This is a genomic window from Paenarthrobacter sp. A20 (genome assembly GCF_024168825.1).
GTDB lineage: Bacteria > Actinomycetota > Actinomycetes > Actinomycetales > Micrococcaceae > Arthrobacter.
The window spans coordinates 872,041-889,409 of sequence record NZ_JALJWH010000001.1; the positions used below are offsets into that span (position 1 = coordinate 872,041).

Below are 17,369 nucleotides of genomic sequence, written 5' to 3' on the forward strand. Positions count from 1 at the left end.
CCTAGACGTCACGCTTCTTCAGCAGGATCATGGCCAGCGCTACCGGCACAACCACCCAAGCGCCCAGAACCAGGGCCGCCTGCCACGCTTCGAGCGTGTCCGGGACATGTTCGACGGCGGTCAGCGGACTGAGCGTGCTGGTGGGCAGGTACTTGCTGGCTTCCTTGAAGAAGTCGCCCGGGATGAGCTGGAACGCGATCGGCAGAACAAAGAAGATGCCCACCAGGCTCATGATTCCGCCTGCGGAGTTGCGGACGATTGTTCCAAGTGCCATACCAATGGCGGCCACGGCTGCAACGTAGATGCTGTTGACCAGCAGCAGTTTGATGGACTGTGAGCTGCCGAGATCCAGCTTGAGACCGTAGTTGTCCACGATCGGCAGCGACACCAGGCCCGCGATGTAGGTGGACACGGCAGTCAGCAGGAAGGCGCTCACAACCACCACAATGAGCTTGGCCAGGAACGGTGAAAGCCGCTTGGGTACGGCAGCAAACGTCGAGCGTGCCATGCCCGTGGTGAACTCGGAGCTCATGAGCAGGACGCCCAAGGAACCGAGGATGAGTTGGGCGAAGGAAATACCCGATGTTGGGATGCTGACGGCCAGATCCCCGCCCTGCGCTGCGATTGCTGCTGCAGCTTCGGGATCCCGTGCGGCCTGCTCTGCAAAACTTCCTGTTCCCCATGCCGCGAGGGCCGCGAAACCAACCATGACGATCGCGGTGGAAGCCAGGAGGATCAACGTGGACATCAGGGTACGGAACTTGATGAATTCCGAGTTCAGCACGCGGTGGAAAGCCGGTCCGGGACCGACGGAGTTACGAATGGACCTGCGGTCCAAAGTGGTGGTGCTCATGTCTATTTCCCTCCGGCCTGAGCGGGAACCGAGGCCCCGGTGGTGATGTGCGAGTGGTATTCGACCTCGTCCTTGGTCAGTTCCATATAGGCCTCTTCCAGGCTCGCCTGGAGCGGGGTCAGTTCGTAGACCATGACCTGGTTCTCAAGCGCAGTCTTGGCGATGCCCCGGGGATCCAGTCCGGACACCTCGAGTAGTTCGCGCTCGTGGACTTCAACGGAAACGCCGGTCCCGGCAAGAAGCTGCATGAGCCGCTCCGGCTGGTCCGTACGGACTCGGGTCCGCGCCTGGCCCTTGCCCGTGATGATTTCGGCGATGGGTGCGTCGGCAATGATCTTGCCGCGCCCAATCACGATGAGGTGGTCGGCCGTCAGTGCCATCTCGCTCATGAGGTGGCTGGACAGGAAGACTGTGCGGCCCTCGGAGGCCAGGTATTTGACGAGGTTGCGGACCCACACCACGCCTTCGGGATCGAGGCCGTTGACGGGCTCATCCAGGATGATGGTCTGCGGGTCGCCCAGCAGCGCGGCGGCAATACCGAGGCGCTGACCCATTCCGAGCGAGAATCCCTTGACCTTCTTCTTCGCGACGTCACTCAGGCCGGTCATCTCGATGACTTCGCGGACCCGGCTCTTGGGGATGCTGTGCGTGGCCGCCATGGCAAGGAGGTGGTTGTATGCAGTGCGGCTCGTGTGGACAGCCTTCGCGTCCAGGAGGGCACCGATTTCACGGAGCGGGGCCTTGTGCTGGGCGAACGGTTCACCGTTCACGGTCACAAGTCCTGCCGTGGGTGAGTCCAGCCCCATGATCATGCGCATGGTGGTGGACTTGCCGGCACCGTTCGGACCCAGGAAGCCCGTGACCCGTCCGGCTTGGACAGTGAAGCTGACACCGCCCACGGCGGTTTTCTCGCCGTAGACCTTGGTCAGGCCTTTTGCTTCGATCATGGAAGCGTTCCCTCCTCGGAGCACATGAGTGTGCAAGTGAGTTTTGAATGTACTCACAACGCTACTCACGGACGGGAAGTAAATCGCCTGTCTCAGGGATGATTCAGGGTCCAGTCAGGGTAGTCCTCCCGGATGACCCGCGCCGGATCAGCCAGCCGGCAGCGGCGAGTACACGCGGAGTTCGCGCGGCTTCGCACTGAACGTGGCCGTACGGACACCAGGCTTCGGCTCACCGTCCACGGCCAGGACCAGGGGCTGCCCTATCGCTTCCACAGTGATGGTGGTGGCCTCAGTCAGATGAGTGACTTTGGACGCTGCGACGGTGCCTGTCACCACCGCCCACAGCAGGCGCGCGCGGGCAAACGGCTCGTCCGCCGTGATCATCCGAATGTCCAGGACGCCGTCGTCCAGCACCGGCCTGCGAAGCGGGGCGTGATCCCGCGGGTAGTAGCGGCCGCGCCCCAGGTAAAGGATCCAAAGTTTGTGTTTCACTCCGTCTACGGTGAGCGTGGTGGGCGAGTTCACGCCAAAGGTGCGCAGGGAGGCAACCAGTCCTGCCACGGGTTTCCCGAGCGCCGGCTGGAGCCGCTCACGCCTGCGGACCAGATTGGGATACACCCCTACGCTGGCGGTGTTCAGCATGGCCAGCTCGGTGATCTCCGGAGTCTCCGGCAACCCGCGCTGGACCACGACGTGCCCCAGGTCAACGGACGCTGCCTGCCCCTTGGTCACCGCTTCGATGGCGTCGTCGATCGAGCTGGTGCCCACGTCGCGGGCGAAGTGGTTGAGGGTTCCGCCCGGCAGCACCAGGAGCGGGAGTGAATGTTCGACGGCGGCCGCAGCCGCAGTGCCAACCGTTCCGTCTCCGCCCCATACGCCCAGTGCAACGGTGCCTGGTCGGGTTGCTGCGGCCTCCATCCCGGCCGCAATGTCATCGCCCTCCCCTAATTCCCGAATATGCGCTTTCGGGAATATCTCCTTCAGGAGCTCTCCCGTCTCCGGCGTGTAGGAACCACCCATGACGTTGACCGCAATACTGAGCCCCTCGCCGTCGTGAATTGCGGGCGCCTCCACGGGCGTGCGGCGGGGAGTTGGCTCCGGCGGCCGGGCTGGCCACCAGTTGCGTGTCACCAACGCGGCGCCGGCGCCGAGAGCCGAACCCAGCACCACATCGGAGGGCCAATGAGCGCCGGTGTGCACGCGGGAGTAAGCCACCCCTGCTGCAATAGGGGCCAGGGCAAGTCCGATGGCCGGGGACACTATTCCGGCGCCCACAGCGAAGGCAACCGCAGATGCAGAATGGCCCGAAGGCATGGACGAACTTGTCGGCTGGGGATTCACGAAGCGGAACAGCGGAAGGTGCTCGGGAAGAGGCCTGGACCGGGGGAGTGCCCGCTTGAAGATGACGTTGGTGACGCCGGAGGCAACGCCCAAAGCCAGGAGGCCGTGAAGGGCTGCCCTGCGTGGCTTGCCGGGGAAAGCTGCCATGACTCCCGCGACACCAAACCACAGCTTCCCTTTGGTGGCAACGGCAGAGAGCCTGCGAAAGAAGACGTCGTGATCGCCCTGGGGTTGCCGGGACACCGCCCTCACCAGGAAATGGTCAAGTCGTGCAACCCGTTTGGGGCCCTTGCCCACGAAACCTCGCATCCCAACACAGTAACCCTTGTGGCCTGCCCCGGTGGCGTGAAGCCGAAGTACGCAGCCTTGCATTGGCGGCCATGGCTACGATGTAGTGATGGTTCGCGACATCCTTCGGCGTCAACGGCCCGAGTGGCAGTTGGTGACTCCCGGCCTGCTCCTGCTGTGCGCTTTTGCGGTCCCGGCCGGGATGTTGCTGGCCGGGCAAGGCGAGCCGGCCTTCAACGGCGTGGACACCATGTGGCAGGCCTACTCATTCACCTTGCACTCGCCGTTCTGGGATGCCGTGAATGCGGTGCTCAATTGGGCCGGATATGTGGGTGTACTGATTTTCCACACGGTGCTCGCAGTTGCGCTTGTTGTGGCGCGCCGACCCATGACCTCGATCTTCGTCGCCGCTTCCGGCATCTCCGCGCTGGCGCTCACGCAACTGGCCAAAACAGTCGTGGGGCGAAGCCGGCCTGAAGGCGCAAAGGTTTTGACCGACACCGGTTCATACCCTTCAGGGCATGTATCGGCCACCACTGCTTTCCTGATGGTGCTGGTGGTACTCATCGCCCGCTGGTGGATGACTGCGATCGCCACCCTTGGAGTCATCGCCATGATGATCAGCAGGACCTATCTTTCGGCCCACTGGCTGAGCGATGTCCTCGGTGGCGCCTGCCTGGCTGCCGGTGTCGTCCTGCTCCTGTGGTGGCGCTTCCGGGATATATGCACCGAGGAGAACGCCAAAGCCGGCGGAAGAACTATTTGGGCGGCAAAGGCTTCGCGACCCCTGCAAGCAGAAGAGCGAGCAGAATAGGCGCTCCGATGGCCAGCAAGGCCAGGTGGATCCCGGTGTGGTCGCCCAGGTAGCCCAGAAGCGGCGGGCCTGCCAGGAAGGCGATATAGCCGATGGTGGAAACAACGGACACCCGGGCTGCGGCATGCTTGGGGTCGTCCGCTGCGGCTGACATGCCCATGGGGAAGGCCAGGGCCGCCCCGATGCCCCACAGCGCCGCGCCGATCCCTGCCAGAACGACGTTGCCGGCAAAGACGAACAATGCCAGGCCAGCTGCGGCCGCTGCCATGCTGGCCCGGAGTACCGTCACACGGCCGAACCTGTCGATCGCCTTGCCACCGAGGAACCGCATGACCGTCATCGCCAGGACGAAGAGGGCGAACAGCAACGCACCCGTGGATTCGGAGGCGCCAAGACCATCAACGGCCGCCTTTGCGATCCAGTCGTTGCCCGCACCTTCGGTGAGGGTGGCACCCAGGACCACGACGCCGATGAGCAGCGTCCTGCCATCGCGCCAAGCCGAGGGGCCCTTCTCAGCCGGCACGCCGCCGTCGTGAATTTCCGTTGCCTCGTGCGGCAGGAAGTATCTGGGGACCGTCAGCGCGAGGGCGACGGCAATGGCGGCGATGACCAGCAGGTGCTCTGGCAAACCAACGCCGAGCTGGGACAGTCCGGCGCCGATCAGCGCGCCCAGGAAGGCGCCACCGGAGAAGGCCGCGTGGAACTGGGGCATGATGGTGCGCTTGAGCCGGTGCTCAACGTCAGCGCCCTCGATGTTCTGGGCTACATCCCACAGGCCGATTCCGATGCCGAAGAAGAACAGCGCGATTGCCGTGGCCGGAACTGACGCGGCCATCAGCGAGAAGGCAATGGCTGCACCGGCAGCACCCGCAACGATCCCCGCAACGCGAACCGTGTTCGCTGTGCCGATCCTGCCAACCACCCAGCCGGCCGATGGCAGGGCAAGCAAGGACCCTACCGCTGTACAGAGCAGCAGGGTGCCCATCTGGCCTGAGGTAAGGCTGAGGGCCTCGGTAACGGCCGGAATGCGGGCAGCCCAGCTGGCGAACACCAGACCGTTCATGCCGAAGATCAGGAAGGTCGCCACCGCCGCTGCATTGACGTTGGTGGTGCTTCTGGTGTTGGTGGTCATGCAATCACAACTTCCACGGAGAGTTTGTTGAGCCGGGCGAGATCTTCTGGGGATGGTTCCTGGTCTGTCACGATGACGTCCACGGCCTCCATGGCGGTAACCAGGGCCACTGCGCTGGCATTCCATTTACTGCCTGCGGACGCCACAATGACGCGTGCCGCCGATTCGAGGCCGGCGCGTTTCACTGCCGCATCATCAAGGTCGTGGGCCAGGAGGCCGTCCTTGAGGTTGAGGGCGCAGGGAGTTACTACGGCGGTGTCGAACCTTAGTGAGCGGATGTTGGCTTCCGCCATGGGTCCCCGGAATGATTGTTCGCCTTGGACAAGCCTGCCACCGGGGAGGATGAGTTCAGGTGCCCTGCCAGCCGTCTTTCCTGTCAAAGCCTCGACGCCGTGGAGGGACATGGGCATGACCGTGAGTTCCCGTGTGGCAAGCCTGCGGGCGATCTCCGTTGCGGTTGAGCCGCTGTCCAGCCACACGTGCTCCCGGTCCCTGATGAGAGCGTCAACGGCCGCCGCTATGCGGATCTTGGCGTCGTGGTCTTCCAGCTCGCGCTGCCCGTAGCCTGGGTTTTCTCCCCGGGCCAACAAGCTTCGTGCACCACCGTGGACGCGCTTCAGCACCCCGTTGGCTGCAAGGATTTCAAGGTCCCGGCGGATCGTGGCACCGGAAGCCCCCGTGGCATCCACCAGTTCATCCACAGTGGCTTGTTCGCGCGTGCGCAGCAGCTCGCCTATGAGCCGGTGGCGGTCAGCAGTTCCCATTCTCCAACCGTAGCAAGCTCTGCGCATTTAATCATGCGTGGTGATCATTTACGCACAGACGTTCTCTCACCTCCCGTCGCTTAAAGCGGAACGCTCTCGCAGCCAGTGCAAGAGCGTCCGCGGAAAGTCGCCGATAGGTGAGAGTGGATCCGTGGTTAGCGGGCGCGCTCCACCCGTTTCTCGTCCCACACGGGCTCTTCGGATTCATAGACTTTGCCGTCGGAACCGAAGATCAGGAAACGGTCAAAGGACTTGGCGAACCAGCGGTCGTGGGTCACGGCCAGGACGGTGCCCTCGAAAGCGTCGATCGCCCGCTCCAAGGCCTCGCCCGAGTGCAGGTCCAGGTTGTCCGTCGGCTCGTCGAGCAGCAGGAGCGTAGCCCCAGAGAGCTGAAGCAGCAGAATCTGGAAACGTGCCTGCTGACCACCCGACAACGACTCGTACTTCTGCTCGGACTGACCGGCCAGCCCGTAGGAGTCCAGCGCACCGGCAGCGGCCTCGCGGGGGAGACCCGAGCGGTGTTCGTCACCGCGGTGCAGGATCTCCAGCAAGGTCCGGCCCAGAAGATCCGGACGCACATGGGTCTGGGCGAAGAACCCGGGCCTGATGCGGGCGCCAAGCTTCACGGCCCCTTCGTGCGGCACTTCAGCAATAACGACGTCGGACACGGGCAGGTGCTCCCGCTCCGGGTCGGTGCCGCCGGTGGCGAGCAGCCGCAGGAAGTGGCTCTTGCCCGATCCGTTGGAACCCAGCACGCCCACGCGGTCACCGAACCAGATCTCGGTGGAGAACGGCTTCATGAGCCCGGTCAGTTCGAGTTTCTCCGCCACCACGGCGCGCTTGGCAGTGCGACCACCCTTGAGGCGCATCTTCACGTTCTGCTCGATGGGCAGCGCCTCGGGCGGTCCCGCCTCCAGGAACTTGGCCAGGCGGGTCTGCGCTGCCTGGTACCTGTTGGCCATGTCAGAGCGGAACGCGGCCTTGTTCTTGTACATGTTGACGAGTTCCTTGAGCTTGATGTGCTCCTCGTCCCAGCGCTTGCGGAGTTCCTCGAACCGGGCGTTGCGGTCGGCGCGGGCCTCGACATAGGAGCCGAAGCCCCCACCGTGGATCCATGCGCCGGCACCGTTGATGCCTGGCTCGAGCGTGACGATACGCCCGGCCGCGTTGTTGAGCAGCTCTCGGTCGTGGCTGATGAACAGCACAGTCTTCTTGGACTCATTGAGCTTGCCCTCCAACCAACGCTTGCCGGGGACATCCAGGTAGTTGTCCGGTTCGTCCAGGAGCAGGAGCTCGTCCGGGCCGGCAAAGAGCGCTTCCAGCACCAAGCGCTTCTGTTCGCCACCGGACAGGGTGGAGGCGCGGCGGAACTGCGCTTTGTCGAAGGAAATCCCCAACGCGGCCATGCAGACTTCGTCCCAGACGGTCTCGACGTCGTACCCGCCGGCATCGCCCCAGTCCACGATCGCCTGGGCGTACTTCATCTGCGTGGGCTCGTCGTCGTGCTCCATCATGGCGAGCTCTGCGTCCTCCACCGCCTTTGCAGCGGCAGCAAGCCCGGCCTGGGCCGTGGAAACCAAAAGGTCGCGGACGGTTGATTCGTCGCGGACCTGGCCCACGAACTGCCGCATGATGCCCATGTTGCCTGAACGGCCCACAACACCTTCGTCCGGCGTGAGGTCGCCGGAGATGATCTTGAACAGGGTGGTCTTACCGGTGCCATTCGGTCCGATGAGAGCGGTCTTGGTGCCGTCGGGGACCTTGAAGGTCACTCCGTTGAGCAGCTGGGTGCCGTCGGAGAGGAAGTAGTCGATGCCGGAAACGTCAATATGGGCCACGTTTCAATCCTCCCACGGCACGGGATAAGGCTCGACGGCGGTACTCGGCTACGGCTTCCGGCGGGCAAATTCCGGCGCGTGTTCTGGGCGCGGACCGAAGGCAATCATTCGCGCCGGCAGCTTCCCGAAGGAAGGAAAGTTCCTCGCCACGAAGACCAAGGGCTTGGGAGGCTTCGGTTGCTTGCCGGCCATGACCTGCGCGAACACCACTCGGTGCAGGACCCGCTGGAAGGTCTGGACGATGACGGTGGGAAGCCAGCGCCGCTTTTGGACCGCGGCGAGGTGTCCGTCGTCGAGCGTTTCACCCAGCAGAGGCGACGCGAGCACGCGCGCTGCCGCCACCGCGTCCTGCACCGCAAGGTTGATCCCCACACCGCCGGCTGGGGACATCGCATGCGCGGCATCCCCAATGAGCAATAGCCCCGGCCGGTGCCATCGGGGCAGGCGGTTGAGTTTCACGTCCAGGAGGTGGAGGTCGTCCGTGGATTCGATGGTGTCCACTCGGTCGGCGAGATCCGGCCGCAGGCTGGCAACCTTGTCGCGAAAGGCCTGCACCCCAGCAGCCCGCAGTTGTGGGTCCGAGCCTTTAGCGGCCAAGTACGCGATCTGGTGATAATCCTTGCGGGTCAGGCTCAGCAGTACGTCAGAGGCGCCAAAACGCGGCGAGATGGAGGACATTGGTTCGTCCTCGCCCGCGGTTCGCGGCAACCTGAACCACCACGTATCGAACGGCACGGGAAATTCATGCGGCACCAGCCCGGCCTTGGTACGGAGCACCGAGCCGCGTCCATCGCATGCCACCGTCAAAGGCGCCTTCAGTTCGGCGGTTGCTACAACAGAACCGGTCAGGGGATCGCGGGTTTGGTATGCCACTCCCGCAACAGCGCCCGAGGAATGGCGCAGCAAGTCCGTGGCCTCAGTGTTCATCAGCAACGTGAACGCAGGTTCCTGTCGAGCTGCTTCCACCAGGAAGTTGAGCAGGTCCCACTGCGGCACCATGGCCACGTAATTGTAGGGGGCCTTCAAGCGTCCAAAATCAGCGAGGACCACTGAGTCGCCTGGCCCGGTCGGTAGCCGGAAATTGCCCAGTTTGCTCTGGGGAAGGGCGCGGAATCCTTCTCCGAGGCCCAGCTCGTCCAAGAGCCGAATGGTTGAGGCGTGGACGGTATCACCCCGAAAATCACGCAGGAAGTCGGCGTGCTTTTCCAGCACAGTGACCCTGACGCCGGCACGGGCAAGCAGCAGCCCCAGTACGATCCCTGCCGGCCCTCCGCCGACCACCACACACTGGGTACCTGCCGTCATAGTCTGCCTCCGAATCAGCCCGCCGCAGTAAGGAACGACTTCAACAACGGCCCGCTGGTGGTAGCGCCAAGCCCGCCGTCTTCAACGAACACGGCGACTGCGAGGTCGCCGTGGGTAGCCACGATCCACGCGTGTGTCTTCGGCGGGTTGTCGTTGCCGAATTCCGCGGTACCGGTCTTGGCTCCTACGGGTGCCCCGGGCACCTCCGCCAGGAAGCCGGCGTGGCCGGATGTCACCACGGCGCGCATCATGTCCGCCAGTGCAGCGGCTTCTTCCTTGGTGATCGGCTTGGTGGACGCTGGCGCAGCGCTTGCTGTTGCGGAAGCGGACGACGGCGATGCGGAGCCACTTTCCGTGGGGGTCGAAGCTGCGCTGGGGTCCTGCGCTGCATCGGCGTTCAGCACCAGCTGCGGTGAAACCGGGGCGCCGTTGGCTACGGACGCGGCCATGACGGCTGCCGAGAGTGGCGAGAAGAGGACTTTGCCCTGGCCGATCATGGAAGCGGCGTGCTCGGTGCCTTCTGCGGCGCCGGGAACCGAGCCAAGGAACGCGTCAGCGCCCAGCTTGGGGGCTTCAACGGCCACACCCAAGGCCTGTGCAGCGGATTCGAGTTGGTCCTGGCTGACGGTTTCGCGGGCGTTGATGAAGGCAGTGTTGCAGGAGTGCGCAAACGCATCCCGCAGAGCCACGGAACCCAGCGAGGTTTCGGGGTAGCCCTCGGCGTTCTTGAAGGTTCGGCCATCGACAGTCAGCGTGGAGGGGCATTCCACGGTGGAATCCGGGGTGGCTCCGTTGCGGAACATGGCCAACGAATCAACGATCTTGAATGTGGACCCGGGAGCGTACTGCCCCAGAAGTGCGGTGTTGTAGCCGTTGCTGCCCGGTCCGGACGCTGCGGCAAGAAGGGCGCCTGTGGATGGTCTGAGGGCCACAATGGCAGACGCCGGCTCGACTCCTGCCAATGTTTCCTCCGCCAGCTGCTGAAGCTTCAGGTCCAGGGTGGTCTTGAGGGTGGTGCCCGGCGAGGGAAGGGACGAGAAGAACACCTTGGTACCGGGGGTCTCTCCTTCGGCCTTTTCAGCCGGGGTGGCCACGACTTCCACGCCGTCCTTGCCGCGCAGCAACGAGTCGTATTTCTGCTGCAGGCCGCCGGTTCCCGTGGTGTCTCCGGCTCGCAGGACGCCATTGGATTTCTCGATCTGCTCTGCGCTGGCTTGCCCAACGCTGCCCAACAGCGCGCGGGCAAAGGTCCTGGTGGGAGCCAGGGCCATGGAGTCCAGGATGCTGACACCGCCAGGGATGGCTTTGATCCTGGCTTCAGTGATGTCCGCCGTATAGGCACGGAGTACAAGGCCTTCCACAAAAGCCTGGGGTCCCGAAGCAGCAACCTGCTTGGCGTACTCCTCGGCGTCCAGTCCCAGAAGGGCTGCCATGGCACGCGCAGAAGCATCGGCCTGTTCGGCGGGAACCTTGGTCTTGTCGATGCCTACCCGGAAGACAGGCCTGTCCTCAACAATCGGGGCGTCGCCGGCACCAAGGATCTGGCCGCGCTGGGCGGCAACGGTCTTGACCGACAAAGTTTCACCGTCGGAGAGCTGCGGCGCAAGCAGGGCAGGGTTCCATTGGACCGCCCACTTGTCGCCCGACTTCCTCAGCGTGGCTTCGGAGCTGTACTCCCACTTGGCCGAGCCAATGTTCCAACTGTAATTAAGGGGGAAAGTGGCGGTGTCGCCGTCGAGCTTGACGTCCCCGGACGCAACCGACGGCTTGGCGTCGAGGCCCTCGAAGACGGCTTTGAGTTCATCGTTGGCCGCGGCAGCGTCCTTGCCCTCCACGGCCAGCGAACCGACGTCGAGCGCTGACAGTGAGGAGGCCAGCTGCTTGGCTGCTCCCTCCGCACCGGCCCGTCCGTCGTCACAGGCGGTCAGTGAACCAACCATGACAAGAGTTACGAGACCAAGGACAAAACCCTGCTGCATTTTCAGTTTCCCCATTTGCGACATTATGCCCCGTTCCCCTGACAGTTTCTTGTCGTGCCCGGGAAGCGGACAGCCGCCGCCTGCCATCCCCGGGAAGAGGCGGCAAGCGGCGGCTGTCTGGAAATCAACCTAGGGAGCGCACGTGAACTTGGCATCACCCCAGACACCATGCGCGCCGTTGATGGAACCGGACGGGTCCACCACCAATTCCACGTAGGCCACGCCTGTCAGGTCAACAGACACCGATTCCGGAGCGAATCCGGGGGTGTACGTGCGCGACTGGTACTTGTTCACGCCGTCTGCGTTGACCTTGAAGATGATGTTGCCGCCGAAACCGCTCTCAAGGCCCACCTGCGAGGTGAATGTCGAACACTTGCCGCCCAGGTAGTACGTGATCTTCGAGGCAGCGTGGACGCCAAGACCCTTGGTGAACACGGGCTGCTGCCCGGTTGCGGGGTCCGTGTAATTGATGGCCAGGGGCTTGTCCGGGGACGACGCCGAGTCCTTGTTGGCCACGTTCTTGCCGATCACGCCGTAGCCGTTCAGGGCCTGGACCCAAGGTGTCTCGGAGGCATATACGGAGCCAACCGGGACGTTCGGCAGTGGCTGGGAGGTCACCTTCCAGTCGAAGAACTTCACCCGCGTATCGGTAGGCAGCGTCACGGACGCCAACTCCTTGGTGGGGTTCAACCGGACAGTGTTGGAGAACGCCTGGTACTTGTACTGCGTGTACTCCGGCGACGGGCCGTTGGCGTTGTTGCGGCCCTGTTCGGACACCGCCAACACTGCCCCGTTCAGCACGGACGGCTGCAACCAGTTGGGGAAGAAGATCGATTGCTTTTCCATGCTTCCATCGGCATATGTCAGGGTGAGCTCAGGACTGGTGCCGTTCCCAACGGCTGCGGATCCGAGGACAGCCAAGTGGGTTCCCTTGCCCTTGACGGCGATCGTTTGCGCGGACAATGCCACCGAGTTGGCTACGTCCGGCCCGACGGCCGGCCACGTGTAGTCCACCTGCGTAGGCTTCCCGGCGTCCACCGTTACCGTGCTGCCCGGTCGGACACCGCCAGCCGGTACCGTAGCGGCAGCCAGCTGCTCGGCCGCGAAGGTGGCCCCTCCGCCGTCGAAGTTTCCGAGTGCCTTACCTGCCACGGTGGTGACTGAAACGGTGTTGTACGCGGCGGCCAAGGAACCGTAAGCGACGTAGATCTGGTTGCCGCCGGTCACTGACTGGGCGGAGCCCGAAGCAGTGTACGACGCCGAAACCCGCACGGTCTGTTGGCCCGCCTTGGCGCTGGAGCCGGGTTTGATGACGAATGTTGCCGTCGTTGTCCCGCCGCCGTTGACCTTCGCCGCAGTTGCGCCGGTGGAAGAGACCACGGTCCACCCCTCAGGGAGAACCGGCGTCAGGACCACGTTGGTCTTGGCTTTGGTTCCGGTGTTCACGAAGGCCGCGGTGACGGTGGTTTCCTGGTCCTGGAAGACCTGCTGGCCAGTGGTCACGCGAACTTCGGCCGCCGTGTCTTCCTGGCTCTTGCCACCCAGCGGACCTGCTTGCTGGAGCTGAACCGTTGCGGACTGGTTGGAAGCGATGGAACCCGTCTTCACCCAGATGGTGCCGTTGTTGGCCTCATCGAAGTACCAGCCGGTTGTTGCTGAGGCGTAGGCGGCTTGGGTGGAGTGCTGCGTGAGCTTGGTTCCACCGATCTTGACGTCCTTGGGAGCTGCGCCAGCGTGGACTTTCAACTCATACGGTCGGGCAGCGGCCTTGCCGGTGTACTCGCCCTTCCGTTCACCGATGGAAACCTTGACGCTGCTGTTGCCCTTGCCCGGAGCGTCCACTGCGAACAGCTGGCTGGAGGACTTTCCGTCCTTGAATTCGCGGGTGACTTTGTCATCCTCGTAGAGCGTGAACGTGTCCTGGCCCTGGGCGTAAACGTCCAGGGTGATCATGGAATCTTCCGGAACCAAGGAGGCGTTGCGGGCCACGATGCCTTGCGGGATCACCGCTCCGGCACGAACGAACACAGGCAGCTTGTCCAAGGGTGCGTTATAGCCGTTGAGGATCTGGCCGCCCTGGTAAAGCTTGCCGGTCCAGTAATCCACCCACTGCTGGCCTGCCGGAAGAAATATGCCGTTACGGACATCTGTCTGGGTGAAGACCGGTGCCACCAGGAAGTCGGAGCCAAGCATGAACTGGTTGTTCGCCTCGGCACCGTAGGACCACTGCTGGTCAGGGAATTCGAGGGCCATGGAGCGCATCATCGATACGCCCGTGGTGGAGGATTCCTGCGCCAACGAGTAGATGAAGGGCATGAGCTGCTGGCGGAGCTGGAGGTATTGGCGGTTGATGGCCGTGGCTTCATCGCCGTAGAGCCATGGACGCTTATCCGTAGCCGCCCAGCCGGACATGGAGTAGAGCGCCGGCGCGAAGGCCTTCCACTGAAGGTCGCGGACATACGACTCCGCAGAGCCGCCAAAGATGCCGTCGACGTCACCCGTAGTGAACGCCAAACCCGAGTTGCCGGCGCCGGTGAGGGCCGAGACCTGCCAGCGGACGGCGTCGAGGTTTCCTGAATGGTCACCCGTCCACTGCATGCCGCAACGCTGGGAGCCGGCCCAACCTTCCACCATCAGCGAGGTGCCGCGGGCATTCGAGTACTGCTCGATGCCGCCGTGTGCTGCCTCGCAACCGGTGAGGGCCTGGCGGTAGCCCTGCCCCACCCACGCAACGTCAAGCTTGCGGAGCCGAACCCCGGCCTCACCTACTTCGTACTCCTGGTTGGTCAGGGAACGCTGGGTCCACAGGCCAACCTTGAGATCGGTTTCTTCCTCGATGTTGCTGACGGTTTCCGGGAGTTGCTGATATTCGCAGCCGTAGCCGTCGTTGACCAGCATCCAGCCTGCGGGCATGTCGTTCTCGACGAACTTCCGCGCGGTCTTGATGGCGTCGGGCGTGCGCTGCTTGGCGCCGTCGGGATCGCCGTAGCCCGAGGATGAATAACCCGGGTTGGAGCGGTTGTAGCAGTCGGCATCGCCGTATTCCAGGGCGTAGACCGGAGGCATCATCGGCTTGCCGGTCAGCGTGGTGTAGGCGCCCAGGGACTGCTTGTAATCACCCACGAAGTAGTAGGCGTCGAAGCGCTTTTCCTCATGCGTGGTGGTGGGCTGGCCGCCGAAGTTGTAGGAACCGCGGGCAAAGGTGTCGCGGAGGACGCCGTAGCCCTTGGAGGACATGTAATAGGGCACGGCGTTGGGGTAGCCGTCGTCGTCCCAGTCGAAGTTCTTGGCGATGTTGATGAGGGCGCCGGTGTGGACGGAGCGGCCGTTCTGCATGCCGCCGCCGATGAACTGCTCGCCATCCTGCTGCGCGAGGTGCTGCGTGGCGGAGTTCGCCCCAAAGGTGATGGGCGCGGACTCTTCCAGGACCAAGGAACCGTCAGCCCTGAGAACCCGGAGCTGGGTGGTGGCTTTGTTGATCTCAACGGTGATCTTCGCGGTCTTCAGGACCAGCCAGTCGCCATCCGTGACGGTTGGGGTGGTCCCGGCGAACTTGTCCTTGCCCACCACGATGTTGGCGGTCCTGGCCGGGTCGCCTTGGTCCGTGTTGGCGGGGTCCGTGAACTTTCCGCTGGGGTCCGCTTCAAGGCGGAAGTTGCCGTCGTCCAGGAACGTGACGCGAATGGCGCCGTTCCCGGTGGAAAGGTCGACGACGTTGCCGGACTGGGTAAAGCCTGTCACCGCACCAAGGGGTACTCCAGCTGCATCGACAGGTACTTCGGGGGTGACGGCTTTAGTGGCGGCGGGGTCGCCGGGCACGGCATTGGCGGCCGCGGCAAACGTGAGCGCAGGGATGGCACCTGCGAGGAGGAGGGAGGCGAGGCCGAGTGACGCGGCCTTTCTGGCTAACGAACCTTTTTTGGCGCGTCCGGAGCTGCTGGGGGCAGCGCCGGACAGGCCCAAGGAGGGTGCGGACATGTGGGGCCAACTTTCGACGAGTGACTTTTTGTGATCTAACTCATAGCGAAACGTGCACTAATCGTCACTGCAAGAGAGCAAAAGGTCAACCGTTTCACCAAAATTGCCGACCCAACTTAGTGCCCGCGGATGATCCTGCGCTGCGTCGCAACCGAGATGGCCGCCGTGCGGTTGTCCACCCCGAGCTTGGCGTAAATGTGCACCAGGTGGGTCTTTACAGTCGCCTCGGAAATGAAGAGTTGCTTGGCCATGGCACGGTTGCTCATGCCCGTCGCGAGCAGCTCCAGTAACTGGACTTCCCGGGCACTCAACGCCGGCGCAGGATTCCGGATCCGCCCCATGAGCCGGGCCGCGACCTCAGGTGCCAGCGCAGTCTGACCGGCAGCTGCCGACAGCACAGCTTGGCGGATCTGCTCAGGCGGAGCGTCCTTCAGCATGTAGCCACTCGCGCCTGCCTCCACCGCGTTGAGGATGTCCGCGTCGGTGTCGTACGTGGTCAGAATCAGCACGGGCGGCGGGGGAGTCCCGGCCTCACCCGCTGATCTTCCCGGTGGCCGTGACCCCATCCATGCCGGCCCCCATCTGGAGGTCCATAAGGACCAGGTCCACGGGCTCGCCGAGTGCATGCAGCTTGCTGAGCTCAGCCAGTGCAGCATCGCCGTCAGACGCTTCGGCAACTACCGTGACGCCCGGGAACTCAGCCAACATTGCGCGGAGGCCGGCACGGACCACGGGATGGTCGTCCACCAACAGGACACGGATTTCACTCATGCCGCACCTTCATCTACCGGCAGCGGTACCCGAACGGCCACCACGGTTCCTTCGCCCGGAGCCGACTCGATCTCCAGGCTGCCTTCCAGCGCGGCAAGCCGCTCGCGCAAACTCATAAGTCCGACGCCGGTGCCGTCGCCCCGCGCCGTACGGGCCGCCGTCGAGGGCTCGAAACCTATCCCGTCGTCGAAAACGTCCAGTGTCACCTCGGCGCCAAGAAAGGACAAAGTCACGACGGCGGCACGTGCGTGGGCGTGCGCCCACACGTTCGCGAGGGAGGCCTGAGCGGCCCGGAGCAAGGTGGTCTGGTACGTGTTGGGCAGCTCCACGGGCGTGCCCACCAGTGCGAAACGGCACCGCAAGGCCGTTCCACGGGCAGCGGCCTCGGTCTCCGTCTTTCCACAGAGCCTGCGCAGGCTGTCCACCAAGCCAGACTGTTCCAAGGCAGGTGAACGCAGGCCCCGGACAAAGCTCCTGGCCTCCGCAAGGTTCGTCGACGCTGTGTCCTGCACGATCCTCAGCCGCTCCTTGGCCGCCTGCGCGTCCCCATCGTCCAAGGCCTTCTCCGCGGACCTTCCCATCAAGATGATGCTGGAGAATCCCTGAGCCAGGGTGTCGTGGATTTCGCGGGCCAGCCGCTCACGCTCAGCCAGCATGCCGGCGTCGTGCTGGGTTTGGGCGAGTTCGGCGCGCGTCCGCCGGAGATCGTCGGCCACAACGCGTTGATTCTCGGCCTCCAGGAACAAAGCTCTGTACGCCAGCCCGGTCACCACTGCGAAGCCCGCCCCGAACACCGGTCCCAGGACCATGGCGAGCTGCAATCCGCCGTCGGCCGAACCCCGGCTATGGAACCACAAAGCACCAACCAACAGTGCCGTGCTGAGCGCAATAGCGGGCAACGACAAGCGCCGGGGCAACAGATGAAGCTGGAGGAAGAACAGGGGAAAGGCCACCCAGGCGAAGTCGCTGCTGACCAGCAGGAGCAGCAACCAGAGCAGCATGACAGCGGCCAGCCACCACCGCGCATAGGGAGTGGGGTCGAACCGGCCGGCATCGCCTGAGTGGCGCTTCTCCAGGATGGTTCCGGCGAGGTAAACGAGGGCCAACACGGCGGACAAGCCCAATCCAGCCACCACAGCCACGGCAGAAGGCGCCCCGGCAGATCCGACACCAGTCAGCAAGCGCCCAATCGCAACCAGAAGGAGAATTGCGAAACCCACGTGCAGGCAGACGCGCAGGACACGGAGGATGGTGGCGGCACCGGTGGACTGCATGCCTCCCAGCGTATCCCTGGGGCTCCCTTTCAAGGCCCGGATTCGGCGCCGCGACGCGTGAATCAACCATTTGGATGATCGCCGG

Annotated in this window: 11 protein-coding genes and 1 pseudogene; 1 reads left to right on the forward strand and 11 read right to left on the reverse strand. The window is 64.0% G+C overall.

Translation table 11 applies throughout. The features are described from left to right. Nucleotide 1: 1 nt before the first annotated feature. The 3 genes from J3D46_RS04230 to J3D46_RS04240 all read right to left on the reverse strand — a co-directional run bounded on the left by J3D46_RS04230 (nt 2) and on the right by J3D46_RS04240 (nt 3,450). Entirely contained in the window at nt 2-853 is an 852-nt protein-coding gene (locus J3D46_RS04230) for an ABC transporter permease (protein ID WP_231338816.1), read from the reverse strand. 2 nt (nt 854-855) lie between these two features. Beyond that, entirely contained in the window at nt 856-1,800 is a 945-nt protein-coding gene (locus J3D46_RS04235; RefSeq protein ID WP_231338815.1) for an ABC transporter ATP-binding protein, read from the reverse strand. A 147-nt stretch (nt 1,801-1,947) separates the two neighbouring features. Beyond that, nucleotides 1,948-3,450: a bifunctional phosphatase PAP2/diacylglycerol kinase family protein gene (locus J3D46_RS04240; RefSeq protein WP_253465238.1), complete on the reverse strand. Its 1,503-nt coding sequence runs from the start codon at nt 3,448-3,450 to the stop codon at nt 1,948-1,950. Between the two features lie 88 nt (nt 3,451-3,538). Between J3D46_RS04240 and J3D46_RS04245 the strand changes: the two genes are divergently transcribed. Next, nucleotides 3,539-4,243 (forward strand): phosphatase PAP2 family protein, encoded by a 705-nt coding sequence (locus J3D46_RS04245; protein ID WP_253465241.1) that lies wholly within the window; start codon nt 3,539-3,541, stop codon nt 4,241-4,243. On the opposite strand, the gene J3D46_RS04250 is transcribed toward J3D46_RS04245, so the two are convergent. The 8 genes and pseudogenes from J3D46_RS04250 to J3D46_RS04285 form a co-directional block, all read right to left on the reverse strand. After that, complete coding sequence (locus J3D46_RS04250) at nt 4,188-5,375, reverse strand: MFS transporter (RefSeq protein WP_253465244.1); 1,188 nt, start codon at nt 5,373-5,375, stop codon at nt 4,188-4,190. The genes J3D46_RS04245 and J3D46_RS04250 overlap by 56 nt on opposite strands. After that, complete coding sequence (locus J3D46_RS04255) at nt 5,372-6,139, reverse strand: DeoR/GlpR family DNA-binding transcription regulator (RefSeq protein WP_253465247.1); 768 nt, start codon at nt 6,137-6,139, stop codon at nt 5,372-5,374. Before J3D46_RS04255 ends, J3D46_RS04250 begins: the two co-directional genes overlap by 4 nt. A 155-nt stretch (nt 6,140-6,294) precedes the next feature. Then, nucleotides 6,295-7,977, reverse strand: coding sequence for an ABC-F family ATP-binding cassette domain-containing protein (locus J3D46_RS04260; RefSeq protein ID WP_231338810.1), 1,683 nt, complete (start codon nt 7,975-7,977; stop codon nt 6,295-6,297). 48 nt (nt 7,978-8,025) lie between these two features. Continuing rightward, nucleotides 8,026-9,282 (reverse strand): FAD-dependent oxidoreductase, encoded by a 1,257-nt coding sequence (locus J3D46_RS04265; protein ID WP_253465250.1) that lies wholly within the window; start codon nt 9,280-9,282, stop codon nt 8,026-8,028. Nucleotides 9,283-9,296: 14 nt separating this feature from the next. Next, a complete protein-coding gene (locus J3D46_RS04270) occupies nt 9,297-11,285 on the reverse strand; it encodes a penicillin-binding transpeptidase domain-containing protein (RefSeq protein WP_253465252.1) in 1,989 nt (662 codons plus the stop codon). A gap of 105 nt (nt 11,286-11,390) precedes the next feature. Then, nucleotides 11,391-15,239: an NPCBM/NEW2 domain-containing protein gene (locus tag J3D46_RS04275; RefSeq protein ID WP_253465255.1), complete on the reverse strand. Its 3,849-nt coding sequence runs from the start codon at nt 15,237-15,239 to the stop codon at nt 11,391-11,393. 116 nt (nt 15,240-15,355) lie between these two features. After that, a pseudogene (locus J3D46_RS04280) lies at nt 15,356-16,010 on the reverse strand (response regulator). Next, on the reverse strand, nt 16,007-17,284 hold the full coding sequence (locus tag J3D46_RS04285) for a sensor histidine kinase (RefSeq protein ID WP_253465258.1): 1,278 nt from the start codon (nt 17,282-17,284) through the stop codon (nt 16,007-16,009). The pseudogene J3D46_RS04280 and the gene J3D46_RS04285 overlap by 4 nt, the downstream one beginning before the upstream one ends. Nucleotides 17,285-17,369: the final 85 nt, after the last annotated feature.